The sequence below is a fragment of the Leptospira sanjuanensis genome (assembly GCF_022267375.1).
Taxonomy (GTDB): domain Bacteria; phylum Spirochaetota; class Leptospiria; order Leptospirales; family Leptospiraceae; genus Leptospira; species Leptospira sanjuanensis.
Genome location: NZ_JAIZBH010000001.1, coordinates 438,857 through 465,256 on the forward strand (window position 1 = coordinate 438,857; position 26,400 = coordinate 465,256).

Here is a 26,400-nt window from a genome sequence, read left to right on the forward strand (position 1 = left end):
TCCCTGAGATCCTAATTATGACTTGGGTTTTCCGATCCGAACCCTTGCAGGACGGAGCGTAAACTTGTCTTCGTTTTCCTTGTAGTAATAGCCGGGTTGATACACGTCTATCACCGTCTCTTCCGAATACTGATCGCCTTCTTCCGAAGAAAGGGCTTCCATAGACATAGGGTCGAAGGATTCTCCCTTCGGATCGAATCGAACCACATTCGATTTTTCTAATACGGAATAGAATTCCTTGAGAATCATCGCGACTCCGTCCACGAAGGGTTTCAATTCCTCCGACGGTTCTTTAGTCGATCCGACTCGTTCGAGATTGTCGATCGGGTTCAAGAATCCGCTCACGAGGGATTTTACAGCCTCTTTGCGGATCGACGTAAATTCCTGCGCGGAACGGCGTTTGAAGTTTTGAAATTCCGCTCTTTCTCTCGCCCAAGAATCCTTCAGCGATTCGACTTCTTTTTTTGCCGCTTCGAGTTCGGCTTGAAGCGCGTTGGCCGGATCAGGCGTCGAAGTTTGTTCCGTTGTCTGTGTTGATTCTTCAGAATTCATGTTCTCTACTTTAGTTTCCTCTAATGTTGCTGTTTGAGAATTTTTCTCGTTGGCCTTTTCTTCCTGCGAAGTTTTGTTTTCCGAATTTGAATTGTCGGCCATACATTTTTCTCCCTTATTTACTAATGCGGGTCACCATTTCGGAGACGAGCTTGGACGTGAAGTCCACCAGAGGCAACGCCCTGTTGTAATCCATCCTCTGCGGTCCGATGATTCCGAGCGCTCCGATCTTTTTCTCTCCCATCTTATAGTTGGAAGTGATGATGGAAACTCCGGACATCGATTGATCTCCGTCCTTTCCGATGATCGTATAAACTCCGTCCTGATCGATGTAATCGGAAAAGAATCCTCTCAAAAATCCCTGGTCGTCCAGAAGCGAAAGAACCTGTGAAAGCTGTTCCTCTTCGTCCCGGAAGTTCGCGTAGAGATTTTTAAAACCGTCGATATACAGCGAGACTTCGGAATTGTCCGGAGTCATCGCGGAAGAAATCAGCCCTGCGATTCCGCCGAAATCTTCGGGTCCGTCCCTTCGGACCATCAACTTAGGAATGATAATATTCTGAATTTCGTATATATCATATCCTCTCAGGTTATCGTTCAGATACTTAGAAACCTGATAGAGCGCTTCCTGAGAATAATTCCGATCCACGAAAATATTTCTATGTTGAACGGTTCCCGATCTCATCACGAGAATCATCAGGATCTCGTCCCCGTGAACGTGGATGAGTTCGAGATGTTTCAGCGTGTCCAGATTCTTAGCCGGACCGATTACGATTCCCGCCGCGTTCGAAAGAGAAGAAAGAACCGAAGCGGTCGCTTTCAAAATCTGATCCAGCTTGAACTGCATCTTCAGATATTCTTCCTGAATGCGTTGTTTCTCTTTGAGGGTCAGCTCGTAGAGAATCACAAGCGAATCCACATAGAAACGATAGCCTCTCTCGGTCGGAATTCTTCCTCCCGAAGTGTGTCTGGAGGCGAGATAACCGTAATCTTCCAGATCCTTCAATACGGTCCGGATCGAAGCCGGTGAAAGCCCGATGTCGTGTTTGTCATAGAGAGTCTTGGAGCCTACCGGTCGGTTCTCCTGGATAAACTCGTCTACGAGGGCTTTCAGAATTCGTTTATGACGTTCTGTGAGATCCATTCTTTTTCTGGCACTCTGAATGTTAGAGTGCTAATCTATACAATTAGTTTCCGAATTCCGAATAAAAATGTCAAGGAAGAAAGTAATTCAGAGTGGAATTGGCTTGAAATTCCGATTTTTTTTAGCATTGAGGCGAGGAGAGTGCCGGATTGTCGGTTTGATTTGGGACATAATTCTGCCGGTGGTTTCGGAGAAGTCCGCATTTTTGTGGGAACTCCTTCGAAATTCCGGAACAGTTTTGAATCGAAAACAAGACTTTCCGAAATTCAACCATCCGACGATCTTATAAATACAGGATGAATTCTCGCAAAACCAGACTCACGATTCTATTTTCTTTTCTCTGTATTCTTTTCTGCATTCTCATCGGACGGGTTGTATTTCTCACCTTTTTCAACGAAAGAGAAGTCATTCTGAAAACGGGAGATCGAATCATGCGCGGCGCGATCTACGATCGAAGGGGAATCGAACTCGCGATGACCGTCGACGCGGCGACGATCGGAATTTATCCGGCAAACATATACGATCCGAATTTTACCGCGGTTCAACTCGCGCCGTATCTGGAGATGTCGCCTGACAAGATAGAGGCGATGATCCGCGAAAAGAGCCGTTACTTTCTTTTAAAACGCGAGATCGACGAATCCCTCGGAAATAAGATTATGGATCTTTCCTTGCCCGGCGTACGAAGAGAAAAAGAATACAAACGCGTTTATCCGCACGGAAATCTCGCCTCCAGTCTCGTGGGTTTTACGGGAATGGACGACGATCGCGCGCTTTCCGGATTGGAAGTTCAATACAATCAGGATTTGATGACTCCGACCGAAGCCGATTCCTCCCGCGGAAGCAATCTTCATTTAACGATCGACGGATTGATTCAATACAAATTGGAAAAAGCGCTCGCCAAACGTTTTGAAGAAACGGGATCGAAGAAGGCGATCGGAATTCTGATGGAGATCAACACGGGAAAAATTTTGGCGTCGGCTTCTTTTCCCGCGTTCGATCCGAATCAATACAACGAATCGGGGGAGGATTCCCATACGAACTGGGCGATCCGTCACGTCTACGAACCCGGTTCCACGATGAAGATCTTTCTAGCATCGGTATTGTATAATGAAAATCTAATACGTCCCGACGAGAAGTTTCATTGTCCCGGTTACGTCGAACTCGGAAAAACGAAGATCAAATGTACGGACGCGCACGGACATTTGAACTTGGAGGAGATTCTTCAGTATTCCTGCAACGTGGGAATCATCAAAGCCTCGCAAAGAATTCCGGAAACGTTATTGTACGATTATATGAAGAAGTTTCAGTTCGGAGAAAAAACCGGATTCCTGCCGAACGAATCCGTGGGATATTTTCCTCCGTTGAAAAAATGGACTCCCGCGACTTCCATGTTTATGGCAATCGGACAAGGGATTTCAGTGACTCCGATTCAACTCGTCGCTTCGGCCGCTTCGGTCGTTAACGGCGGGAGAATGCTCACGCCCCGTGTGGTTTCTCATTTCAGCGATTCCTACGGAGAAATTCTTCACGAGTTTAAAACGCAGGAAACTCCGATCGGAATCCGCGAATATACGACGGAACGAATTCTCAGAGCGATGACGAGAGTCGTTCAATCGGGAACGGGAAAGAACGCATACATTCAGGAATATTCGATCGCCGGGAAAACGGGAACGGGTCAAAAGGCCGTTTCCGGAAAAGGTTATGTGGAAGGTTTGTGGTCCGCTTCGTTTCTCGGATTTTTTCCGGCGGAACGGCCTAAGATCGTGGGTTTGATTCTTTTCGACGAACCGAAGGGCGGAACTCATTCGGGAGGCGGTTTGGCGGCTCCGGTTTTCAAAGAAGTCGTCGAAAATATCATTCCGATCATCGAACAAGGGGAAAGAACGGTTAACGTTTCTCTCAAACGTTTTCAAAGAAAGAATATAAAGCCGACCGAAATCGGAGAAATCCCCGATTTGATCGGAAAAAGCAAACGAGAAGCTCTCGAGATCGTAAGACCTCTCGGCCTTCCGGTTAAGTTTCACGGAAGCGGTTTTTGTTACGAACAGGAACCCGCACCCGGAAAAAAACCGCAGGACGGAAGGCTCAATCTGTACTTTAAATGATTTGTATATTCTAAAATTAGCATGAATTCCGTCGTCAACGAATCGATCCTCGAAAAGAATCTGAAAGGCTTGGCGAGTTTTACGCCCGATCTCGCGGAAAAAATTTCGAGAACGTTTTCACATTCATCGAGATCCGTTTCTTCGTCTTCGCAGACTTCGGTTTCGAACTCGCGCGGACCTTTGTCGGTTTCGAAAAACGAATCCCCGAAAATGGAGAATACCACCGCTTCAACCTTCGAAATTAAAACTTCCAAAACGGGACTTCCCGTTCTCGTCGCGGATGGAATCGCGCTGCACAGTTTAATGGACCCGGTCACCGAATCCAAACGGCTTTTGGACGGACTCAAAAAAGAGGACGAAGAAAGGGTGTTTCTTTTTTTCGGAGCCGGAATCGGTTACGTCGTTCGGGAAAGTCTTCGATGGACGAAGGTAACTTCCGTTTGGATGGAAGCCGAGCCGGACGTTCTGCGTTATGCGCTTTCTTGCTTTGATTATTCTCCGTTTTTGGAATCGGGAAAACTAAGAATTCTTTTGACTCCGATTTTAGAACTGGATTTGTATGCGGCTTTTCGGGGAATTTCCGGTTTCCCGATCAGTTTTATTCCGCATCGCGGAAGCAATCAGTGGAAAAAGGATTCGTACGAGGAACTTCGTTTTATCTCGGAAGGTTTTTTTCACAAGAAGGATGTGAATATTTCCACGCTAACTCGGTTCGAAAGAATTTGGACTCGGAATTTTATTTCCAATCTTCCCGACCTTTCGAGAATGCGACCCGTTCGTTCTTTGTTTGGAATCTGCAAGGGAAAGACGGATATACTCGTTTGCGGAGCTGGGCCTTCGCTCCTTCGTTCGTTGAACGAAATACGAACGTATAGAAATAATTTCCTGTTGATCGCCGTGGATACGGCGCTGATGGTTCTTTGGAACGCGGGCATAGATCCAGATCTCGTTTTTTCGGTCGATCCTCAGGCGCTCAACGCGAAATATCTGGAAGGTTACGGAGGGGACGCGAGGATCGTTTTCGATCCGACTTCTTCGTATCATACGTTGCGACTTCCGGGAACATTCAAAAAAGGTTATTTTACTTCTTCTCCCTTTCCTTTGATCAAAATTCTTTCCTCCAAGCCGGAAGATGAAATCGGCGCGATCGATTTCGGAGGTTCCGTTTCTACGAACGCGGTCAGTCTTGCGGAAAAGATGGAAGCGAGAAACATTCTGCTGGTCGGTCAGGATCTTTCGTTTCCCGATCGGCTCGCGCATTGCAAAGGCGCCGTCTTGGAGGAACGGCTCAATCATATCGAATCCAGAAAGTTAAGAAGGGAATTTCACAATCACAAACAGATGACCGCTCTTCCCGTAAAACGGGCCAAATCGATTCGAGGCGGAGAAATTCGAACCAACGAAAAACTTCTCATCTTCAAAAAATGGTTCGAAGAACATCCGAAACGAAATCCTTGGTTCAACTTGGGAAAGGACGGAGTCGTGTTGGAAGGAATTCCGAACACGGATCTTTTTAAATATATGCAAGAAACGGAATGTGATTTGTCGTTCGTTCGGACGGTTCGCGATTTGATCGGTCGAATCGCGGAAGGGAGCGAGGAAGCCGACGCAACCTCGGCCGGTTTCGATTCGACCGTAACTTGCATCGATCTTCAAAAGAAAATTCTTACCGAGCTAAAAGTACTGTTCGACCAACTCAAAGGTTTTTCCGAAAAGGTTACCCGCGGAAGAATTCTATCCGACCGTTTGTATTCTCAGATCCGGGCCGAAGACAAGTTTAAGGATCAGATTCTCAAAAATCTAAAAGAAATGGATCGAATCGACGAAGAGGTTTCTTCCCGAAAAGGCCTGACCGAAATTTTGGGAATGAGCATTCAAAGAACGGTTCTGATGATCACAGAAGGTTATGAAGGCGGCCTGACTCTGGAAGAAAAGAAAAACGAAAGACTCGGCGTTGCAAAGAAAAGTCTTTTGCTGTATCAAGGTTTGGAAGAAGCGTGTAAACTTCATTCAAAGCAGATCGGAAAGGCGATTGCGAGAATTTCGGACGCGAAAGGATTGGGTTGATTCTAAAAACTGATAGAAATCAAATTGAATCGGCGATGTTAGACAAGTGCAGACAGATAGGATCATAGAATCGCTTTTCCGTAAGAAAACGATTTTATAATCCTATGTTGAAACGGTCCGATTAAAAATCAGTGAACTTTATACACATATTCAAGAACCAACCCGTCTCCTCCATAAAGAAGATAATTGTTTCTTCTCCAGTCCGCTCTTTCTTGCGGGTTATTACCCATCGTATTGCTTCCTACCGGATAATAGGTAATGTTCGATTCGTGCGAGTTTCCGTTTACGAATAAGCCGATTTTATTCGACGTAACGTAAAAGCTAATGTTATTGATATCGGTAGCTGTAAAAGGAACCTGCAAAGAAATGCCGTCGATCTCTGTGTTATTGATTCCATCGATAAAAAATTCTATAGAGGCGCTATATCGCTTACCGCTCACTGTAAGGAATCTAGGAACTTGATTTTCGATAACGACCGGAATGAATTTGTTGGAAATTATACCGTCTGCATCCATTTCCCGAACGTGAAAAAGCAATCCTCCACCCGCCATTTGATCGTCTCCTTGCAAGACGATCGCCGTATGTCCGCTGGTTGTCTCTGTTTGGTTGGTTGTAGATTTCGGGTCTCCGCTTGTATTGCATTCACGAATCGTAGTTCCGCGGGTGTTCAATACGTTTGCTATCTGTGAAGAACCGGCCAGTGCGAGAAGCGAACTATTGTTTTGCGAATCCTTACTTTGATTACACTGAATTGCGCTGAAAAACGCGGTCAGCAGTGCAAGAAGAACGGCCAACGTGCGAAGTTGAACTCTATTTTTCCGAATTAAAAGAAACATTCTTATTTCCACCTTTTCGCTTATTTTAAACTCCGAAGGCTCCGCGTTTTGCAGATTTAATTTAAAAAACAGTCGTGAGTTATAAGAGCATGCTCCGGTTTTATCTTTTAAAAAAGACGTTTTCCCGAAACCGTTTCCTTGATTACCATAATAAGAATCCCTGCGAAGGCAGAGATTCTTTTTGCTTCAAACTCTGATTCAAAGAGTCGGTTCCGCACGACAAATCGTATTCCATTGAGCTTCAAGGCATACATAAGTTTGTTTTTTATTACAGCCCTTAACTTCAAAAGCACCGCCACCCAATTTTCGAACCGTTACATTTTCTTCGGCACATTGTGCTATTGATTCCTAAGAAGAATACTTACAGCTTGTCCCAAAACCTAATTTTACTTTACCAGAAAGATCAGCTGCAAGGTTCTGTCCCGGTTTTGGGACAGAACCTTATACGGTTTGATTGCAAGGTGAGAGTTCATATAGGATATATTTTCTCAAAAATCCGAGACCGCCGAAACATCGGCGTTTAGCCGATTTTGCAAGTGCGACAGAAAAAATATTTTTTTGCGTAATTTTTTCTTTTTTAGGTTGACTGAAATTGTGCAGTGCAATACAAAAGGATTGTGCATTGCACAAAGAATCTCAAGGAGAAAAATCGAATGGAAAAGCAAATTCTAGATGTTCTGAATGCGGGTCTGGGACTCATCAAAGCTGGTCAAGAAGGTCTGGGTAAAGCGAAAGCTGATCTCGAAAAAACCTATTTGGAGCTTGTTACAAAAGGCGCTGCCGACAATTCCGAAGCGACTGTAAAAATCCGCGAAACCGTTGATAAAGTTATCAACGACATCAAAGAAGTTACTTCCGTTGCTGGAAAGAACTACGAAGAGACCAGAGCTAAGATAATCGAGAACTACAACAAAATCACCGAAGAGATCAAAAACAAAATCCCTGAAGGCCAAATCGAAGCTGTAAAAGCAAAAATTAACGAAGTGGCTGAAGCGATCAAAACAACCACTTCCGGTAAAGCTCCGGCTTCTAAATAATTAGAATCCTATCTTTCCCTCTCGGGCGGGGAACACCCGCCTGAACCCTTTCTTTTTTCCTTTCTCTTGACAACCGACTTCCTTTCGATACACTTTTTGTCCTATGCAAAGAGCCGATTCCGATTACCCATTTCACGTTCTCATTTTTGCGCTTTTTCTAATATTCGCTTCGGACGTATTTTCGCAAAACGTCGTTCCGGTTCCGCAAAACGATCCGCACGAACAAGACCAAGGGAAGAATCCGGATTTGCGTTTCAATCCGAATGCGTCCGATCAACCGCAAGCGGGCCCCGGCCTTACGCAAAAAGAAATTCGAATGAAACGAAAATTCTTTTTGGGAGGAATTTATTTTCCGGGATACGGATCGACGATTCTCGGTTGGAACGCTTGGAAGAACGTCACGATCGGAGTTCAATACTATCAGAACTTACATAAAACAAACGGAGATTACGATTCGAGATATTCGTATATTATAAATTACGGAATTGCGAGACAATCCGACCGCGAATGGAAGACGGCGGGAGTCGGAATTTTTTTGAATTACTTCATCGCGGATTCTTCCGTTTATATTCCGATCGCGATCGGGGGAGAATACTTTAGAAATACTAGATACGATCAGTTTATCGATACGACCGGCGTCCAATCCTATCGTTCGGAAAGAATCAATCTGGATTACGGTCCCCGTTATTACGCTGGAACCGGTTTGGGAATCCGTCATCAACTCGAATCGGGTTTCTTTTTCGGATTCGAAGTCCTTTTGCGAGCGTTCGGGCCGTATCATAAAAACGTAACGATCGAAACTTTGGATATTGCGAATCGGCCCGTTTCCGTCGCGGATTATTGGATTCGAAAAGAAGAAATCAAACGAGATCACGCGGGAAGAGTGTATGACGCGGGCGTCGATTTTTCGGTGGGATTCGCGTTCTGAAATTATGATCGAAAGAATAAAAGATAAGAACGATCTGAAAGCTCCGCTCGTATTCGCGCATCGCGGCTTTAGCGGAGAATTTCCCGAAAACACGATGATCGCTTTTAAAAAGGCGATCGATGCAAAAGCCGATCTCATCGAGTTGGACGTTACCCTTTCGGAAGATCGGGAAGTTGTTGTCATTCACGACGACGATCTGGATCGAACCACAAAACTCGTGGGAAACGTTCGCAACTTTGAAGCGGAGATTTTAACGAACTTGGACGCCGGTTCCTGGTTTTCGCGGAAGTATAAGAAGGAAACGATTCCATTGTTAAGCGACGTTCTTCGGTTGATCCGGAAATCAAAGACGGATCTGAACGTCGAAATCAAATCGACTGCGATGGATTCTTCCGTAAACGAAAACTCGATCGAGACGAAGGTCTTGAATTTGATTCGAACGTTTCAAGTTTCGGATCGAATCGTGATCTCTTCCTTTTCCTGGGAATGTTTGGAAAGAATCCGCAATCTCGATCCGCGGATCAAGTTAGGCGTTCTTGTCGGAGACGAAAGCGGCAACGTGGAAGAGGCGATCGAGTTTGCGCAAACGATTCGCGCTTGGAGCATTCACCCTTCCGCGGAGGAAGCGACCGAGGAGAATCTCCGCCGCATCTCGGAAAAAAATTTCCTGAGCGTCGTTTATACGATCAACGAGGTCTCGGAAATGAAACGGTTTTTAGGAAGAGGCGCGAACGGACTTTTTACGAATTTCCCGAAACAAATGCGGCGGGTTAAATCGTCGCAAGGGACCGTAAAGCGCCGGGATCTGTCGGGATCTATCTACGAAACGATAAATTCTCCGCTCAAAGCTGAATTGTAATCGTTCCGTAATCGCAAACCAATACAAATCCGTCAGATTTTACATTTAAGGAACAACGTCTTCGTTATGAAAAACTTTTTCTCCGCGATCAAATTCGCACTCAACACACGCAATGATGCAACAAAAGGAATTCTCGAAGAAGAGCTGCAGCTGACGGTCGGAAACGAAACCGTGGGAATTCTAAAATTTTTTCCCGAAAACAAAACGACGACCAAAGGAACGATCCTCGCCGTAAACGGAATGGCGTATCTTGGAAATCAAGATCCTCGGTTTAAAGCCGTTTGTCGAGGAATGGCTTCTTGCGGCTTTCTCGTGTTTTCTCCGCAGATGCAGGAGATCAGCGAATTCAAGATCAAACTCGAAAGCATCGAAAAGATCAAGGGATTGATTCTTACCATATCCTCCGATCCTACGTTTTGTCCGGACGGGAGAATTTCTTTGTTCGCGCCTTCATTTTCCGCGAGCATGGGTTTGATCGCAGCGGCGGAACCGGACGTCGGACAAAGAGTCAAATCCATCTGTACGATCGGCGCGTATGGAAACGTACAAACGACTCTCGATTATCTGATGTCCGCGGAAGATTCGGACGAGTACGGAAGAATGATTCTTCTGTGGAACTTCGTTCATTTCGGAATCGGTGAAAACGAAGAAGTCCGCAAGGCGTTGCACGCTAGTATCATGGACGGAAGTATTCTCCGGGATTCTCCGGAACTTCCCAAGGTTTTAGAAACGATGAAGCCGGATAACAGAGAAATCTTTATCAAACTCAAAGAGGATCGTGAATATCGCTCCGAGATTTGGAATCGGATCATTCGTAACGCGGGACCGTTCCGTTCGTTTCTTCAGGATCTTCAGGTTTACAACAAACTCGAGGATTTAAGAGCGCATGTCGCTTTGATCCACGGTGTGAGGGATAACGTGGTTCCCGCTTCGGAGTCTTCTTTGATTTTGGAACGATTGTTGGAAAGGGATCTTCCGAGGAATCGATCCAAGCTGGTTTTAACGCCTTTGATCTCTCACGGAGATATCGGCATTACTTTAAAAACATTGCCCGCGCTGTGGAGTCTTTTGGGAGGGTTTGCGTTTTTTTTCAAACATGCGGCGTCCAAGACCGCCGCTTCCGTTTAAAGGGAGAATTCAGTTTCTTTCCACAGGATCTATGTCCGTGTTGATCCAGTATTCGTCTCCGTAATCGAAGAACAATTCTTCTCCCGCTTTGATTTTGCGGATCGCCTCGAATCTTGCGGTCTTCCAGCGAACCGATACGACTAACTTAACGTTCGGTTTGGAGCTGTGATTCATAAAGCGGGTATAATTGCTTTCTTTGCCTTCTCCATAGATCCAATAGTCCTTGCAGATCCAGAGTAAATACTTCGATTCGCAGTATTTGGATGAGTTCGCGATTTTATCCGAAAGAATTCTTCCGGTATAATAACCGATCGTATCGCCTTTGTTGACGTTCTCTTTGGGGAAGAGTCCCATGCCGATTCCAGGAATCGAAGACGCTTTGATATCGAAGTCCTTTTCTTTAAAGATACGGGAACGAGAAGACTTTTTACGTAACTGCATTGTTGAGACTCAAACTCCTAAGAAGACAAGGATGTTATGTGTATGATTCCCAAGAGAGTATAAAATTTGCAACTGAATTCCAAACATAAAACTTCTTGTCTTTTCAAAGCCGGACCTGAAGCCTATTCGTATGGAAAAGCCCTACAGAAAGAACGTCGGGATGGTCGTGTTCAATTCTCGCGGAGAGGTTTTGGTCGGCGAGAGACTGAATTTTTTAGGCTCTTGGCAGTTTCCTCAAGGCGGAATCGACGAAGAGGAAGATCCCACGACGGCCGCTCTGAGGGAATTGTATGAAGAAGTCGGAATCGACACCGGTAAAATCGTATCCGAATATCCGGAATGGATTCCGTATGACTTTCCCGAAAACCTTCCTCTCAACCGTCATCTTCAGAAATACAGAGGACAGCTTCAGAAATGGTTTCTCATTCATTGGGACGGAGAAGCCAATCAATGCGATCTGGACGTTCATGAAAGGGAATTTGAAACGGTTCGGTTTATACCGATCGAAAAGACTCTGGAGACCGTCGTGCCGTTCAAAAAAGACGTATATTATAAAATTGTAAATGACTTTGGGCCTAAGATTCGAACCTTTCTCGGAAAAACAGGAACGGCATCCTAATGGAAGAACGTCCTCTTTTTATTCCGCCGAGCGGTCCGCCCGGTCCGATTCCCGGTCTACAAACGGTTTTCGCTTCCGCAGGGGAGAATGGTCTACGCAGACTCGTTTCCGATTTTTACGATCAAATTCCGTCGAGCCAAATCGCTTTTATGTTTCCCGAAAATCTGGAAGAGAGTAAAATCAAATCCGCCGATTTTTTGATTCAAGTAACGGGCGGTCCTCCGTTGTATTCCCAGAACTACGGACCTCCGAGAATGCGAGCGAGACATCTTCCGTTTCCGATCGATGAAAAGGCTAGACGAGTCTGGCTTGCTTGTTATCGGAAGGCTTTGGAAGATTGGGAAGCGGAAGAATCCGTAAAGGAAATTCTTTGGAATTTTTTTAGGGATTTTTCGGCGTGGATGGTGAACTTGGAGAGCAAAACGGAGGAATGATCGATGGGATCAAAAAATAATTCAAGGGCGAAGATTCTCGCGCGCGGTAAAGTGCAAGGCGTCGGGTTCCGTTATTACATTCTTCAGAGAGCGCAGGAATGCAGACTCAGCGGTTTTACGCAGAATCTTCCGGGCGGAGAAGTCGAAACCGTCGTCGAAGGCGACAAGATGTTTATCGAAGACCTTTTTAAGGCGATTCAAAGAGGACCGAAAGGTTCCGAGGTGAAAGAAGCGCTCATCACTTGGGAAGATCCGAAAGGCAATTTTAGAACGTTCGAAATCAAGAAGTAAGCCACAGTTTCGTCTAACGCGATCTCGGTTTGGATTTCGGATTCGACACAACCTCCGTTACTGCGTTTTCCAATTCGACTTCGGTTTCGCTCAGCCATTCGGCCCGGATTTTTTCCAATTGTTTTCTGCGGTTTTCCTTATAAGCGATTTCGCGGCTGAGTTGTTCGAATTGTGTGATGGATTCTTCGTGTTCGAGAGAACTTTCCAACAGTCCGTACACTCCTAAAAAGCTCAACACCTTGGAAAACCACGAAAGATTTTCCTTGTAACAGGAATATTTCAGTTTGTTAAGAGCGGATTTGAAATCCGGATTCGCGTAGAGTTGTCCCAACGCGCTTTTTTCCTTTTTCAAAAGATATAAGAAATTCTTAATGAGTTCCGTTTTGAACGAATATTTCTCAATCATCAGTTGAATCAAAGAAAGGATCGTGTCCTCCTTTTTATTACAAAGGCACGCGATCTTTTTCCCTTTTTCGTACCAATCGCAGGAGATACAATCCGGGTCACGTTTGAGATTGTCCACGATCGAATAGGAAAATTCACGATCCTCGTCGAGATTGATCGTGACGAATTGCGATAAGGTCTGGTTTTTCATCGACATCATCGTTTTGAGCATCTTGATCGACTTTAGTTCCTCGGCGGACGCGCGCAGATTCCTTTCCCGATCGTGTTTTTGCGCGATGTAATTCGCCAATATTAGAAAATCTTTAAACGATTCCGGAATTAGATCGTTTAGGTTTTCGCGGATGATTTTCAGTTCGTCCGAAACGAATTTTTCCTCGATTCCCGAAATCGGTCCGCTGTGATTTACGTCGATCACGATTCCCTTTCTATATTCGAGAACCAAACTCCAGGCCGCAGGGAAACGTTCTTTCAGACGTTTGGAAAATTGGTTGAGATAATATCCTTTCAGGATTTCGAACGCTTTCGCGGAAAGTTCGTCGCTAACGTGGAACAATCCCGTCGTTTTTGTGACGGCGATATATTCGCCTTCTTGAATGTTTTCCAGAATGAATTGGATCGAATCGGCGATCGTTTCCTCTTTCAGAAGTTCGCTGAACGTGAACGTTTGAATCCATTTTTTGATGCTGAAGGATTCCTTTACGAACGTTCCCGCCGCGGTCCCGGAAATCAGATATTCGAAGATCGAAATGAGTTCGCTGATTTGAAACGGCTCGCAGCCGAGAATATAGTTTTGAATCGCGAAGGCGGATTTACTCAGGCTGTTGAGATAAATTTCTTTGAGGTTTTCTCGGTTCGAATTTTTGAATTCCTTTTCGGAGACGAGACAAAGACATACGGTGAGTTGGCTCGTTTCCGGCAGGAATTTGAATTCAGGAAATACGAAGATGAGATTTTCATCCGAGAGTTTTTTCAGCGTGTTGACGTAGATCGGTTTGGAACCTTCGTCCCTCCATATCTTCAGAATCTTTCCGCTGAAGAAACCTTCCAACGTGGTATGATTCCGAATCTGATAAAGAATCTCCACTTCTTTCGGGCTTAAAAAAATGGCTTCCTGATCCGTCGCGTCGGCTTCATTTTTCAAATAGAGATACGAGGGCATGAGTTCTTCATACTTCTCATGATCGTAAAGAGATTCCTTATCCAAACGCCGCACCTCGCACGAGTCGAATTTTAGAATAAAGGTCTAACGAGGATTCTACACTACATCGAATTTCAAAATAGCAAAAAAACCGTTCGGGGACTTGATATTTTCATCTGATAAAAAGAAATCAATTCTTTAATCCGAAGTCTAAACGGAAACGTATGCGAAAGTTCTGAAGGACTTTACTTCGCGTTCAAAATAAAGGTCGTTTCCGATTGCGTTTCGGCGCTAAAACGCGATTCTTGGCCTTTGTCTATAGGGGGAACAATTTGAAAAAAAGAAGACTGGGCAAATCGGGAATGGTGGTTTCGGAAATCTGCATGGGCACGATGACCTTCGGTTCCACTTGCGACGAAGCGGAAGCCTTTCGGATTTTAGACCGGGCCTTTGACGCGGGGATCGATTTTTACGATACCGCCGAAATTTATCCCGTTCCGCCTGATGCGAGTTATGTGCATGAGACGGAAAGGATTTTCGGCAAATGGCTTAAGACCAAACGAAGAGACTCGATCCTGATCGCGACGAAAGTATGCGGACCGGGACACGGCTGGTTTGTTCCTCCGGTTCGCGAAGGGAAGACTGCGCTCGATCGTAGAAATATCAGAGTTGCGATCGAAGGAAGTCTTCATCGTCTCGGAACGGATTACGTGGATCTGTATCAGACTCATTGGCCCGATTCCGATTTCGGCTACGAAGAAACGCTCGACGTTCTCACCGAACTTGTGCGCGAAGGGAAGGTTCGTTACATCGGGAACAGCAACGAAACCGCGTGGGGGATGATGAAGAGTCTCGCCGTTTCCGAAAAATTCGGCTTTGCGCGGTATGATTCCATTCAGAATAATTTCAGCATATTAAACCGAAGATTCGAGGACGCGTTAGCCGACATCTGTAGACGGGAAGGCGTAAGTCTTCTTCCGTATTCTCCTCTTGCGGGCGGGGTGCTTACCGGAAAATACAATTCTCCCAATCCTCCGCAGAACGCGAGGTTCAGCCGTTATCTCGCCGCGGGTGAAAGACAAAGAAAGATGGCCCACCGTTTTTTAAACGAAGGAACCTTGGCTTCCACGGCAAAACTCATAAAGATCGCGGAAGAAGCGGGGATGTCGCCGACGGTTCTTGCGGTCGCGTGGTCCAAACAACACGACTACGTAGCCTCGACGATCATAGGCGCGAACACGGTCGAGCAGCTCGAGGAAAGTTTGAAGGCTCAGAATGTCGTATTAACGGAAGACGTTTTAAAAAAGATCGACGAGGTTTCCAAAGAGATTCCTTATCCGATGGGATAAGCGCTCGTAAATCGTTTGATGCTTTCGGAGGTTCCGAAAAGAATCAACACTTCCTTTTCCCGAAATACGGTTTGCGAATCGGGAAGAAACACGACGCCTTCCCGGTTCGCAGAATCTTCTTCGTCCGTTTCGGCTTTTCGCACCGCGACGAGATTGAGCCGGAATTTTTCCCGGAGATTCAAGTCCTTCAGTTTTTTTCCGTATAAAAGAGGGGAAATCTCCACTTCAAAAAGACTGTATTCTTCGCTTAACAAAGTCGCCTTTTTTACGCCCTGATAGCTGAGCTGTTCGGCCATCGATGCTGCCGCTCTTTCTTCCGGGTTGAATAGATTTTCGATTCCGATCATCTGAAGAATTTTACGGTTCACTTCGGAATGATAACGGACATGAAGCGATTCCAATTTCATCTCTTTGAGATGATAAGCGGTCGTTATCAGCGCTTCGAAATTCTCCGCAAGCGAGACTACGATTTCGTCCATGTCTTCCAGATCCAATTCCTCCAAAGAGGATTTGCTGCTTGTGTCGACGCAAACCGCGAGAGCGCAGTGGTCTTTGATTTCCTCTATTACCTTGATGTCCTTGTCGATCGCTGTGACTTCGTGACCGTTCTCGTTGAGATAGACGACGAGGGCTTTACCGAATTCTCCCAAGCCGATGACTGCGATTCTTTTTTTATGAGTTTTCTTTTTGGTTGCCACAAACTCCTCCCGTTATCCAACGATAATCGATTCTTCCGGATAGCGAAGACCGGATTTTTTTTCTTTCGGAACGAACGCGATCAAGATGGTCAGCATTCCGACCCTTCCGCCGAACATCATCAAGCAGATCAGAATCTTTCCAGGAGAAGTCAATGAGGGAGTGATTCCTCTCGAAAGACCCACGGTTCCGAACGCGGATACGACTTCGTAACAAAGATCGATGAACTCGAAATTTTCCGTCAAAGTCAAAAAGAAGATTCCGAAAAAAATCAGAAACAGGGAAACTAAAATCCCGGCCGACGCTCTAGCGATCGAACCGGAAGAAACTCTCCTTCCGAAAATCTCCAACTCTTCCTTTCCTCGGATGTGATTGAAAAGATGCAATGTTGAAACGGCGAGCGTCGTCGTTTTGATTCCGCCTCCGGTTCCGTTGGGCGACGCGCCGACCCACATCAAAAAGAGAGAAACGAAAACCATCGGAATTCCCATTTTAGAAATACTTAATGTATTGAAGCCGGCCGTTCTCGTGCTGATCGAATAAAAAAGGGAATGAAACCATCGGTCCGATGGATTCAGACCGGCGAGTGTGAGTTTCGATTCAAGGATGAAATAGGAAACCGTCCCTAAGACGATCAACGCCGCGGAAACGGTCAGGATCAGCTTGGCGCCGAGCTCCATTCTTTGCGGAGAATTCTCCCGTTGCAACGTCCAGTAAATCAAATGATGCACCGTCGGAAAACCGAGTCCGCCTAACACGATCAAGATCATCACGACGGAGAGAAACATCCTCTGATGCGACATCCATTCCGTTTCGAATCCGGATGGAAAGATCGAAAAACCCGCGTTGCAAAACGAACTCACGGAATGAAACAAGGAAGAGAAGATTCTGTTTTTTAAATTCGTTTCGTTTGTTTCGGGATACCAAAGAAAAATCAACAAAGCTCCGAACGCTTCGATGAGAAACGTCTGGACCGCCACTTGTTTTAATACGAACGAAGCCCTTCCCACGGTTTCCTGGCTGAACAAATCCTTGATGAGAAGTTTGTTCGTAACGCTGACTTGTCCCGCTAAAAAGATCGCAAAGAAAACAGTGAGCGTCATCAAACCCAAACCGCCGATCTGAATCAAAACCATGAGAATCGTTTGTCCCGTTCCCGTAAGTTGGGAAGCGACCGCGATCGTGCTGAGACCCGTCACACAAACCGCGCTTACGACGGTAAAGAAAACGTCGACGAGAGCGATCGGAGTTACTTGCGCTCTCGGTGCGGACAAAGCAAGCGTTCCGAGCAGAATCAAAATTCCGAAACTGCCGGTGATGACGAGCGAAGGACTGATTTGTCTGTAATTCAACAAATCCGTTTTTCGGATCAAACGAGAGAAGTTACTGAACAACAGAAAAATTTGACTCAAGGATAAGAAGGCCAAACTCGCGTCTTCTCCGCTCAACGAATTCAAGGTAAGTAGTTCGTAGATTTCCTTGCTGATGATCTCCTGAAAGACGAGCAGAAACACGACGACCGCTTCGGTGATATGCGTTTTTAAATAATCAAGAAGATTTCCGATCGCGAAAAGAAACGAAAGGGCTTCGTAGACGACGAGGGAAATTACGATTCCGTTTACGAGCAAACGAATCCAATGCGTCCACTCGTGCGGATAATAAAATCCGTAGATTAAAATCAAGAGACAAAGGGAAAGAAGGCCGCAGATCGAATAATAGATTCGTAATATCGGATGGATCTTGGATTGATAAAAAAGTGCGGCCTCGCGTCGTATATTCCAGAAACTGAATTTAGTTTCCTGAGGAGAAGGCATTAGAAGCTGACGTTGAACAGGGAAATGTCGATCTTGTATTCTCTTCCCGGAAACGGCGAGGAGCCCGCGATCGGAATCGGAGCCGCATTTCCGAAACCAAGAGAATCCGCGGAAGTAGGTTCGACCGGAGGAGATTCGGGTTGATTCTCCTTTTTCATGGATTCGTATTCTTTCATATCGTGCCAAGCGTTTGCGAACGCGAGGCTTGTTCCGAAAACTCCGATAAATACCGAACCGCCGAACGTTTTCTGAAATTTATGAACTCCGTTGACTTTTGCGGCGGATGCGATCGCATAACCGAGTCCTAATGTGATCGGAAGCGTCATAAAGAAGATGATCGAAAAACGGCGGAAGGTGGTCTCTGTATATTTCTCTTCTTCGTGGATTTGATTCTGTCTTTTTTTACGATCGGCCTGCTGCGCTTGCCTTTGAAGAATCGCCTCTACGTTGATTTCTCCCGTTAAGGGATTGATGAGATTTTCCTGGCCTCGTTCCACGTTCGGATTGGTCGTTCTTCGTAAACCGCCCGTCGCGGAAAACGGAGGTTCGAACGGAACCTGGGCGTTCTTCGGAGAAACTAAAACCGGTTTTTTGAATTTAGGAGGAAGGGTATATTCCTGATAGCCGTCCCTGCTCGGAGAAGAATCCTTATAATTTCTCAAATTAAAATCATAAGGGTCCGCAAAGTCGGTTTGGCTTTGGGAAAACAAAGAATGCGGATGCAGGAACGAAAATATAAGAAGAACCGCCGCAAAATTTCGAAACTTTACGAATAAATTCGGCTTCTTGGCGATTTCCTGCAAACTGGGCATGGCCTTTCTTCTACAATCTCTCGTGGGCAAGTCGATGCAAGAATTTTTAATGCGGATTAAAACGCCGATTTTCTTCCGCTGAGAATTTCGGAAGTATAAAGAAACGAATTCTGTCTCACGGCTTCGAGCGTTTCCGCGTCGAGACCGATCTTTGCGGCCTTGGAATATTCCTCTTCGATCGTGGTTCCGAAGATTCCGGGATCGTCCGTGGAGATCGTGAATTTCATTTGATTCTTAGCAAAGCGGAGAATCGGATGCGACTCCGGATTGGAAACCATTCCGATGTATTCGTTCGAACTCGGACAGCTTTCGATGACCGCGTTCGTCGTATTTATTTTCGACATACAATAATTTTGAAAGCCGAGACATTCTTCGGAATAAGAAGAATCGAATTGCAAGGAGACGGTTTCCTTATGTTTGAGAGCGTCGATTTCGTTTCCGATCTTTTCTCTCGAAGGAAGTTCCAAGAAAGAATCCAGTTCTTCCCTTCGATCGTAATAGAATCGGAGTTGATCGAGTCTTTCTTCTTTCGACTCAAGAATCGGAACGTTCTTTTTTTCGGAAGGATGAAGCCCGAGCGCGATCGCGTGACCGAGACGATGCGCTCCCCATTCCGCGGATTCCAAAACCCAGCGGCACGCGGAAAGAATGGACTTATCCTGAAAACTTTCCCCCACGTGATACAGAATCGCGAGCGCTTTGTCCGTTTCGGCTCGATTGTCTTTGTTGACTTCCTCGAAAAAATTTCGTTTGTGCTTGGGCGGGAAACCTTCCTCAATATAACAAAAATCTAATCCGGTTAGATATTCCGCGATGAGGGAATTTTTTTCCATGAACCCTTTTAAGAGAGAATATTCCCGAAAGACGTCTCCTTCCCGATGAAGAGAAACGGCGAGCCGTCCGATCGCTTGGCCGTTCGTTTCCTGCTCGGCGCGGGCCAAACCTTCGCAGGCAGCGAGGGTCTTGTCGTAGATTCCCTGTTCCGTATCCAAGGGAGAATACATGATTCTATATTCTCCGTAGACGACTCCCTGGGAAAATTGATCTAGGACGACTCGTGTGGCGACTAACGCGACTTCTTCCGGATTGAATTTGGAAAGCGCGATGATGAGATTGAACTTGGCCTGAAATTCGGGAAACGGTCCTTTGTGATTGAATTGATAGAGTTTGCGGAAATCCTTCGGGTTTTTGTAATCCTCAAAGAAGGTTTCCGTTGAAATCTTTTTACCGAAACATTGTTGATATGAATTCGTAAAAATTTCCCAACGCGGGGAAGGGTTGGACTTTCCCATTTCGTACAGAAATTCGGAAGTGATCGAACCGTAGAGATGATTGTGAAGATCCGCGTATCGTTTCATGACGTTATAAGAATTTTTGTGTCCGTATCGTTTTCCATTCTTCGTTTTCCGAAATTCTCGCCGCGACAAAATGACGATTCGGTTTCGTCCGAGTTTGAAGATCTCTAACGTGGAAGAAAGTTTTTTTTGAAAATGGATGGTCATCTTGTTTCGGAATAAAATTCTGGGAGAACCGTGAGAACTCTTCATCATTTAGCTCATACTTTTTACAGAAACATTCGCCCGAGTCTTTTGAACTCGATGATCTTAAAACTTGCTGTGCCCGTCGTGTTCGGGATGCTCAGTCAAACCGTGGTTTGGGTGACCGATACGATGATGGTCGGAAGGCTCGGAAAAAATTCGATCGCAGCGATCGGGATCGGAGGAATCGCGCACTTTACGGTGCTTGCGTTTCTTATGGGATTTGCGATGGGGATTCAGGTCATCATCGCGAGACGATTCGGAGAAAAGAACGATTCCGAAATCGGAAGGATCGGAGTTACGACCTTATATATCGTTTTCGTATTCGGAGGACTTTTGTCGATCGGCGGCGCGTACGGCAGCGATTGGTTGATGAAGTTACTCAATAAGGACGAGATTGTCCGAGGTTTGTCGAGCGATTACCTTTATTTTCGTTTTCTCGGAACCGTATTCTTCTTTTTACTGTTTACGACAAGAGCGTTTACGGACGGGCTGGGGATCACGACCGCCGGACTTGCGTCCATGATTATAACATGTTTTGCGAATATATTCTTAAACTGGGTGTTGATCTACGGGAATCTAGGATTCGAAGCGATGGGAGTCAAAGGTGCGGCAATCGCTTCTTCCTTGGCGGGAGGAGCGGGTCTGATCGCGTTTCCGTTTTACTTCTACTCGAAAAGTCTCGGAAAATATTTTGCGGGCGTATCTTGGGGTTTTAGTTGGGATCATTTCCGCGAAATTTTAAAAGCGAGCACCGCACCCGCGCTTGCGGAACTTCTCAACAACGTTTCCTTTATGATCTTTATCGAGTTTGCGACCGTAGTGGGAACGACTGCATTAGCGGTTACGAATATGCTTTTTAGCACGTTGAGTTTATCGTTTCTTCCGGGTTATGCGTTCGGAATCGCGGCGACTACGATTTTGGGTCAGGCCTTAGGAGCGGGAAAACCGAAACTCGCGTATCACGGAGCGTTTCGTTCCGCGTTCTTTGCCGCGTGTGTGATGGGAAGCATGGGATTGATTTTTATTCTCTGGGGAAAGGAAATGTTATCCTTTTATACCAAAGATGAGGAACTGATTCAGGAAGCTTATTCTCCGCTGGTGATCTTAGGAGTCATTCAGATCGTGGACGCGTATCATATGGTGATTGCCTGTGCGCTTCGAGGTGCGGGATTGCAGGACTTCGTGTTTCGTGCGTATACGGCCGCTTCTTATCTGGTGTTTTTACCTTCCGCGTACTTTATGGGAATTTATCTCAAAATGGGATCGACCGGATTGTGGTCGGGAATCGTGGCTTGGGTTGGTGTTCTTGCGTTCGTATTCGTGGTTCGATTTCGCAGAAAGGATTGGGTTCACAGCCGGGTTTAAACGGCTTTTCGTCTGAGAATCAGGCATTAAACTTTCTTGCCAGATCCGGTTTTTGGGTTTTTCTGGTCTGAAGATGAAAAAAGCACTCATAACTGGGATCACCGGACAGGATGGATCCTATCTAACGGAGTTTCTCCTGGAGAAGGGGTATCAAGTTCACGGGATCGTCAGAAGATCCAGCATGTTCAATCGTGCGAGAATCGAACATCTCCGCGGAAACTCCAATCTCGTTCTGCATTATGGTGACTTAACCGATTCGAGTAACTTAAATCGGATTCTGGAAAAAGTGAATCCGGACGAAATCTACAATCTCGCGGCGCAATCGCACGTGGGAGTTTCCTTCGAAGTTCCCGAATATACGGCGGAAGCCGACGCGGTTGGAACACTGAGAATTTTAGACGCGATCAAACAGATCGGAGTCAAAAGCCGTTTTTATCAAGCATCCACATCCGAGTTGTATGGAAAGGTGCAAGCGATTCCGCAAACCGAAGCGACCCCGTTCTATCCGAGATCACCGTATGCGGTGGCAAAACTTTATGCCTATTGGGCGGTCGTAAACTACAGAGAAGCGTTCGGGATCCACGCATCCAACGGAATATTATTCAATCACGAATCACCACGCCGCGGAGAAGGATTCGTAACGAGAAAAATCACAATCGGAGTCGCCAACCTTCTCGCGAAAAAAGGCGGACCGATCCAACTCGGGAACATGGACGCAAAGAGAGATTGGGGATACGCACCGGACTACGTCGAAATGATGTGGATGATGTTGCAACAACCCGACGCGGATGATTACGTCGTCGCTACGAACGAAACTCATACGGTAAGGGAATTCGTGGAGAAGTCATTCGGATGTGCGGGAGTTCAAGTTCGCTGGGACGGAAAAGGCGATTCCGAAAAAGGATTCGACGCGAAGTCCGGTCAGCTTCTTGTGGAAGTGAACCCGAAATTTTACAGACCGACCGAGGTGGACATTCTCATCGGTGATCCTGCAAAAGCGAAGAAAAAGCTGGGCTGGGAACCGAAAGTAAAATTCGAAGAGCTCGTCAAGATCATGACCAAAGCTGATTGCGAATTGGTCGGAATCAAACTTTAAGAAGTAGATTCAAGTTTTTGCAAGTAGGCGAAGGCGTTTTGGGCGTCTCTTCGCTGGCGCGAAGACCGAGCTTGCTTCGCGCTCCAGCTAACGCTTTCGGCCGTCTCCTTCGGAGACGGCTGCTGCGCACGCTTCGCATCTCTGACGCGGGGCGATTCATTCGCAGAACGTTTTTGTGAAAAGGCTCGCGATCGCGCTGGAACTCAAAGTTTCTTCTATAGGTCGAAACAGAATGCTCTAATCCTCGCAAACTCGATTCTATAACCAAAATTTTTTTCGGTTCGGAATTTTCGCTCCGATCACAAGCAGTTTGACGCTTGTATTTTTGCATTTTTCGGTATATGCTTTTTTCGATCTTAACGATATTCATATTAAATTTGGAAGAAGTCTTTTAGAAAAGAATTGAAAAAATATGTCTCATAGTATTATTCTTGCTAAAAAAATCGAAATTCTTGAAGTTCTAAAAGGTAAAATTTTACACTGTAAATATGGCTGAGAATTTTCTGGATAACTTTAAATATGACGCCGATCGGGTAAACAAAGGTATAGATAAAGCTATATCCAGAGAAAAAAATAGTGCTCCTCGTTATAATCCTTATTTTCTTCTCCAAGAAACTCCTGAACTTGATGCAGCAATTGAACGAGACCTGAAAGCGCAATCCGTGCGTAAGTTCATTCGTTCCGGCGAGTGACAAAGAAGCGTTTACAAACTCCCGAAGAACTTCGTTATTCCAGGGCCCGGGATAGGATAGATTTATTGATTGGAACTTCCAGCTCTGAAGTTCAGGGGAACTTAAAACTTCTCGCACAAGAAAGATCCAAAATTTCCATCACGCTTATGCACGAATGGGCGATTCGTTATCAAGGTAAAATTCGTGGATTTGCAACTGCCTTCAACGGACAGGATTTACAAAGTATGCTCGGTGACGCTTACTTTCAATATATGCAATATTCGTTTATGTACCGATTTCTGAACGGTTTACATAACAATATTTTATATCGTAAAATCCTATCATTCGAAATTCATTATTTTACAAAGGTCGGTCTCTTAAAATTAGAGCGTGCTCTGCAATTAACGGACCCCTCCGACGATGAGAACTTGTTTTACATTAGTCCTTTAGGACATTTTTTGAGTTACAAACTACAAAAAGAATTTCATATCACGATCGCAAATTTATCCGAAGTGGATGAAAAAAATAAATTGTTTGATTATTTATTATATACGATCCGAACATCTTTCGGCGATTTCTTTAGTTCTTATAGTAGCGAACATGTCATTCCTTTAGACTCATTTCGGGAGTTCCTCAATCAACCGAACAACAAAAACATTGAGGAAATATTTAGAGTTATTGAAAAACGTCCTTTTGAGATGTTTTGAGCAAGATAACGCCCTAACTTTTTCGCACGTTTACGAGTAAACGAGAAGGCTCCCCTGCCGATGGAGATTGTAACCAAACAAATTCAAAAAAGAAAAACCTTCCCTGAGGGCAGTAGGAGAAGCTCTCGCAAGTTCTCATTTGTGCGAAACTTTAACGACACTGTTCACGAACTCTCCCTTTATCAGAAAATTTTGAAATACGCAAGTTGATTTTCTTTGCCAAAATCTGTGGGAACTCTTACAAAGTTAGGTTCTAATCGTTTCCTTTTTGGACCGCAGTTCCTACCAGCCCTCTCCGCCGTCCACATCGGCCCAAAGATACCACGAAAGAATCGTTCGATACGGAGAATATTTCTTCAGAGAGTGAATGATTTCTTTTTTATTGTCCTTTGAAATTCCGTAGTGTTTTTCCACGGATTTACGCAGAATCAAATCGTTGATCGAAAAGTGATCCCAACGATCCAAAGCGAAGATCAATACCATCTCGGCAGTCCAAGGTCCGACGCCCTTCAAGGAACAAAGCAGATCCAACACATTCGAATCTTCTAATTTACGAAGTTTTGCATCCGTGATTTCCTTGGTGGAATAAGATTCGGCGACCCGTTTGATTGTTTCGGTTTTTGCCTGAGAAACTCCGATCTTTCTCATAGCCGTATTCGGAATTTCTAATATCTGCTCGGGGGAAGGAAGTTTCTTTCCTCCCGCAAGCGCGATCAGACGGCGTTCGAACGTAAGAGCCACCTTGGTCGATAGCTGTTGTCCTAAGACGGATTTGATCAAAACTTGATACGGAGTTCCGATCGTTCTAAGTTGACATGGCCCGACGCCGTCGATCAGCTTCTTCGTGATCGAATCTTGTTTACGAAGCCAATCGGTCGCTTTTTGAAGCCGAATGTCTCTGTCCTCCGATTTTGCGTAAGTCGAAACAGAAGAATCTTTCGACTTGCCGTTCTTTTTATTCTTTAAAGGTTCCGACAAAACACGCGAAGATTGTTTGACGGCGCGGGACTTTCGGGACTTTGCGGAAATCGAACCGGAGGAATTTTTCGAAGAATCGGAATCGGAGGAGGGCATCTCGATCAAAGAACGCGTAACGGATTACGCCCTCTTCTTGAGTTTGTTTTCCATCTGGGATTTTTTTCTATAGATATGAACGAGTTTTTCGAGTTCGACCAAGTCGGTGCAACTGAGTTTTCCCTGGTCGAGTTTGATCCATTTGTTTTTGGTCAAAAGATCGAGAACGAGATTTTCATCCTTCGGATACGAAAGACCTACCATTTTGATTAAGTCCTTCGTGCCGATTTCGAAGTTGTACGAAACTTTCGGGGCGATCTTGATACGGTTCTTTTCGACGAGAGTCAAAAGAGTATCCGCGATTCTTCCTTGAGGATCGTTGATCATCAAGTTCGCGAGTTGCTTGTAGGCGGTCCAAATTCTTTCCGAAAGAAGGGTGATCAGACGGGTTGCGAGCTGAGGTTGAGCCTTAACCATTCCCTCGAAGTTCGCTTTGTTGATCGCGAGAAGTTGAACGTTCCCCCAAGCAATGGCGGAAGCGGATCTCGGTTTGTTGTCCAAAAGCGCCATCTCACCGAAAATATCCCCGTTCTGAAGAACGGCGAGCAATACCTCGTTCTTATCCACGATCTTGGTGATCTTCACCTTGCCGTTTTGAATGATGTACAGTTCTCGACCGGGTTCGTGCTCGCAAAAGATCATCTCGTTGTCCGCATACATACGGTTGAATTTGGTGAGATCGATCGCGGGAGCCTGCATAGGCTGGTTCATCGTTTGCAGTTTCAGCTTGGCTTGAGTCGCAAACGGACCGTTCGGAAGATATTGAAGATATTTCTGGAAAGCATACGCCGCGTGCGGGCTGTTCTTCTGGTTGAAGTAGTTTTCACCGATATTGTAAAGCTCGTTCGGATCTTCTTCCACCGCGGAACGGAAAGTTAGACGAGTGATCGTCTGGTCGAACTGACGGAGTTTCATGGAGAAGTAGCGAATGATTTTCATCGCTACCGGAGTATTTCTTTGAATGAGGGTTCCGAACTGATCGTAACTTACCTCGATCACCGAAACGTCGGTGAGTGCCACTGCAGACTCGATCTGCGCGTGCTGGCTCATCGCCGCAACGACGCCGAAAAAGTCTCCCGGACCTTGAACAGAATTCGGATCTTCACCGACAACGGGGTTTTCCCGACCGATTTTAACCTTTCCTTCTCGAATAATAAAGAAGCTAGGAGAGTCCTTTTTGCCCTCTACAATAATGTAGGAGCCCTTCTGGAAATTAACGATTTGGAAGATCCCTGTGGACATGCTGTTGTGTTAGTATTTTTTTTGAAAATCAGAGTTCAACTGTTTTCAT

Annotated in this window: 24 protein-coding genes and 2 pseudogenes; 15 read left to right on the forward strand and 11 right to left on the reverse strand. The window is 45.5% G+C overall.

Annotated features, from left to right (window positions below; translation table 11 throughout):
• Positions 1-15: 15 nt before the first annotated feature.
• Together grpE and hrcA are read right to left on the reverse strand one after the other, a co-directional pair.
• Positions 16-654 carry a nucleotide exchange factor GrpE gene (gene grpE / locus LFX17_RS02095; protein ID WP_238728657.1) on the reverse strand — a complete coding sequence of 213 codons (639 nt, stop codon included), beginning with the start codon at positions 652-654 and terminating at the stop codon, positions 16-18.
• A gap of 13 nt (positions 655-667) precedes the next feature.
• The gene (gene hrcA / locus LFX17_RS02100; protein ID WP_238728658.1) at positions 668-1,696 is read right to left on the reverse strand and encodes a heat-inducible transcriptional repressor HrcA; all 1,029 of its coding nucleotides are present in this window, start codon (positions 1,694-1,696) and stop codon (positions 668-670) included.
• Positions 1,697-1,992: 296 nt separating this feature from the next.
• Here hrcA and LFX17_RS02105 point away from each other — a divergent pair, with 296 nt between their 5' ends.
• The 3 genes and pseudogenes from LFX17_RS02105 to LFX17_RS20920 all read left to right on the forward strand — a co-directional run.
• The gene (locus LFX17_RS02105) at positions 1,993-3,801 is read left to right on the forward strand and encodes a penicillin-binding protein (RefSeq protein ID WP_238728659.1); all 1,809 of its coding nucleotides are present in this window, start codon (positions 1,993-1,995) and stop codon (positions 3,799-3,801) included.
• A gap of 21 nt (positions 3,802-3,822) precedes the next feature.
• Positions 3,823-5,356: pseudogene (locus tag LFX17_RS02110) on the forward strand (motility associated factor glycosyltransferase family protein); the annotation flags it as partial.
• A gap of 98 nt (positions 5,357-5,454) precedes the next feature.
• Positions 5,455-5,868: pseudogene (locus LFX17_RS20920) on the forward strand (hypothetical protein); the annotation flags it as partial.
• A 128-nt stretch (positions 5,869-5,996) separates the two neighbouring features.
• On the opposite strand, the gene LFX17_RS02115 reads toward LFX17_RS20920, so the two are convergent.
• A complete protein-coding gene (locus LFX17_RS02115; RefSeq protein ID WP_238744767.1) occupies positions 5,997-6,704 on the reverse strand; it encodes a hypothetical protein in 708 nt (235 codons plus the stop codon).
• Between the two features lie 653 nt (positions 6,705-7,357).
• Between LFX17_RS02115 and LFX17_RS02120 the strand changes: the two genes are divergently transcribed.
• From LFX17_RS02120 to LFX17_RS02135, 4 genes are all read left to right on the forward strand, one after another.
• The gene (locus LFX17_RS02120) at positions 7,358-7,741 is read left to right on the forward strand and encodes a phasin-related domain-containing protein (protein WP_118954110.1); all 384 of its coding nucleotides are present in this window, start codon (positions 7,358-7,360) and stop codon (positions 7,739-7,741) included.
• 103 nt (positions 7,742-7,844) lie between these two features.
• Positions 7,845-8,669, forward strand: a complete 825-nt coding sequence (locus tag LFX17_RS02125) for a hypothetical protein (protein ID WP_238744769.1) — start codon at positions 7,845-7,847, stop codon at positions 8,667-8,669.
• 4 nt (positions 8,670-8,673) lie between these two features.
• The gene (locus tag LFX17_RS02130) at positions 8,674-9,528 is read left to right on the forward strand and encodes a glycerophosphodiester phosphodiesterase (RefSeq protein WP_238744771.1); all 855 of its coding nucleotides are present in this window, start codon (positions 8,674-8,676) and stop codon (positions 9,526-9,528) included.
• Between the two features lie 66 nt (positions 9,529-9,594).
• A complete protein-coding gene (locus LFX17_RS02135; protein ID WP_238744774.1) occupies positions 9,595-10,656 on the forward strand; it encodes an alpha/beta hydrolase in 1,062 nt (353 codons plus the stop codon).
• Positions 10,657-10,665: 9 nt separating this feature from the next.
• Here LFX17_RS02135 and LFX17_RS02140 read toward each other — a convergent pair whose 3' ends face one another.
• The gene (locus LFX17_RS02140) at positions 10,666-11,097 is read right to left on the reverse strand and encodes an SET domain-containing protein (protein ID WP_238728665.1); all 432 of its coding nucleotides are present in this window, start codon (positions 11,095-11,097) and stop codon (positions 10,666-10,668) included.
• A gap of 130 nt (positions 11,098-11,227) precedes the next feature.
• Here LFX17_RS02140 and LFX17_RS02145 point away from each other — a divergent pair, with 130 nt between their 5' ends.
• Genes LFX17_RS02145 through LFX17_RS02155 form a run of 3 tightly spaced genes read left to right on the forward strand, consistent with a single transcriptional unit; the run spans position 11,228 to position 12,441 of the window.
• Complete coding sequence (locus tag LFX17_RS02145) at positions 11,228-11,716, forward strand: RNA pyrophosphohydrolase (protein ID WP_238728666.1); 489 nt, start codon at positions 11,228-11,230, stop codon at positions 11,714-11,716.
• A complete protein-coding gene (locus tag LFX17_RS02150) occupies positions 11,716-12,150 on the forward strand; it encodes a globin domain-containing protein (protein WP_238744776.1) in 435 nt (144 codons plus the stop codon). Before LFX17_RS02145 ends, LFX17_RS02150 begins: the two co-directional genes overlap by 1 nt.
• Before the next feature lie 3 nt (positions 12,151-12,153).
• Entirely contained in the window at positions 12,154-12,441 is a 288-nt protein-coding gene (locus tag LFX17_RS02155) for an acylphosphatase (RefSeq protein ID WP_238728668.1), read from the forward strand.
• A 13-nt stretch (positions 12,442-12,454) separates the two neighbouring features.
• Here LFX17_RS02155 and LFX17_RS02160 read toward each other — a convergent pair whose 3' ends face one another.
• Positions 12,455-14,050, reverse strand: a complete 1,596-nt coding sequence (locus tag LFX17_RS02160) for an exonuclease (RefSeq protein WP_406600654.1) — start codon at positions 14,048-14,050, stop codon at positions 12,455-12,457.
• A 296-nt stretch (positions 14,051-14,346) separates the two neighbouring features.
• On the opposite strand from LFX17_RS02160, the gene LFX17_RS02165 reads away from it, so the two are divergent.
• The gene (locus LFX17_RS02165; RefSeq protein ID WP_238747628.1) at positions 14,347-15,333 is read left to right on the forward strand and encodes an aldo/keto reductase; all 987 of its coding nucleotides are present in this window, start codon (positions 14,347-14,349) and stop codon (positions 15,331-15,333) included.
• Here the strand turns inward: LFX17_RS02165 and LFX17_RS02170 are convergent.
• The 4 genes from LFX17_RS02170 to LFX17_RS02185 are packed head-to-tail and all read right to left on the reverse strand — an operon-like array spanning position 15,318 to position 20,013.
• The gene (locus LFX17_RS02170; RefSeq protein WP_238728669.1) at positions 15,318-16,031 is read right to left on the reverse strand and encodes a potassium channel family protein; all 714 of its coding nucleotides are present in this window, start codon (positions 16,029-16,031) and stop codon (positions 15,318-15,320) included. The genes LFX17_RS02165 and LFX17_RS02170 overlap by 16 nt on opposite strands.
• Positions 16,032-16,043: 12 nt before the next feature.
• Positions 16,044-17,843 carry a TrkH family potassium uptake protein gene (locus LFX17_RS02175; RefSeq protein ID WP_238744778.1) on the reverse strand — a complete coding sequence of 600 codons (1,800 nt, stop codon included), beginning with the start codon at positions 17,841-17,843 and terminating at the stop codon, positions 16,044-16,046.
• Positions 17,843-18,655, reverse strand: coding sequence for a hypothetical protein (locus LFX17_RS02180; protein WP_238728671.1), 813 nt, complete (start codon positions 18,653-18,655; stop codon positions 17,843-17,845). Before LFX17_RS02180 ends, LFX17_RS02175 begins: the two co-directional genes overlap by 1 nt.
• Positions 18,656-18,711: 56 nt before the next feature.
• Entirely contained in the window at positions 18,712-20,013 is a 1,302-nt protein-coding gene (locus LFX17_RS02185; protein ID WP_238747630.1) for an amidohydrolase family protein, read from the reverse strand.
• A gap of 174 nt (positions 20,014-20,187) precedes the next feature.
• Between LFX17_RS02185 and LFX17_RS02190 the strand changes: the two genes are divergently transcribed.
• The 4 genes from LFX17_RS02190 (at position 20,188) to LFX17_RS02205 (ending at position 24,035) form a co-directional block, all read left to right on the forward strand.
• Positions 20,188-21,561 (forward strand): MATE family efflux transporter, encoded by a 1,374-nt coding sequence (locus LFX17_RS02190; RefSeq protein ID WP_238728672.1) that lies wholly within the window; start codon positions 20,188-20,190, stop codon positions 21,559-21,561.
• Positions 21,562-21,634: 73 nt separating this feature from the next.
• The gene (gene gmd, locus LFX17_RS02195) at positions 21,635-22,657 is read left to right on the forward strand and encodes a GDP-mannose 4,6-dehydratase (RefSeq protein WP_238728673.1); all 1,023 of its coding nucleotides are present in this window, start codon (positions 21,635-21,637) and stop codon (positions 22,655-22,657) included.
• A gap of 488 nt (positions 22,658-23,145) precedes the next feature.
• Positions 23,146-23,349 carry a hypothetical protein gene (locus LFX17_RS02200; RefSeq protein ID WP_238728674.1) on the forward strand — a complete coding sequence of 68 codons (204 nt, stop codon included), beginning with the start codon at positions 23,146-23,148 and terminating at the stop codon, positions 23,347-23,349.
• A complete protein-coding gene (locus tag LFX17_RS02205; protein WP_238744780.1) occupies positions 23,346-24,035 on the forward strand; it encodes a hypothetical protein in 690 nt (229 codons plus the stop codon). Before LFX17_RS02200 ends, LFX17_RS02205 begins: the two co-directional genes overlap by 4 nt.
• 282 nt (positions 24,036-24,317) lie before the next feature.
• Here LFX17_RS02205 and LFX17_RS02210 read toward each other — a convergent pair whose 3' ends face one another.
• Together LFX17_RS02210 and LFX17_RS02215 are read right to left on the reverse strand one after the other, a co-directional pair.
• Entirely contained in the window at positions 24,318-25,109 is a 792-nt protein-coding gene (locus LFX17_RS02210) for a DNA-3-methyladenine glycosylase family protein (RefSeq protein WP_238728676.1), read from the reverse strand.
• Between the two features lie 24 nt (positions 25,110-25,133).
• Entirely contained in the window at positions 25,134-26,351 is a 1,218-nt protein-coding gene (locus tag LFX17_RS02215; RefSeq protein ID WP_010572707.1) for a cyclic nucleotide-binding domain-containing protein, read from the reverse strand.
• Positions 26,352-26,400: the final 49 nt, after the last annotated feature.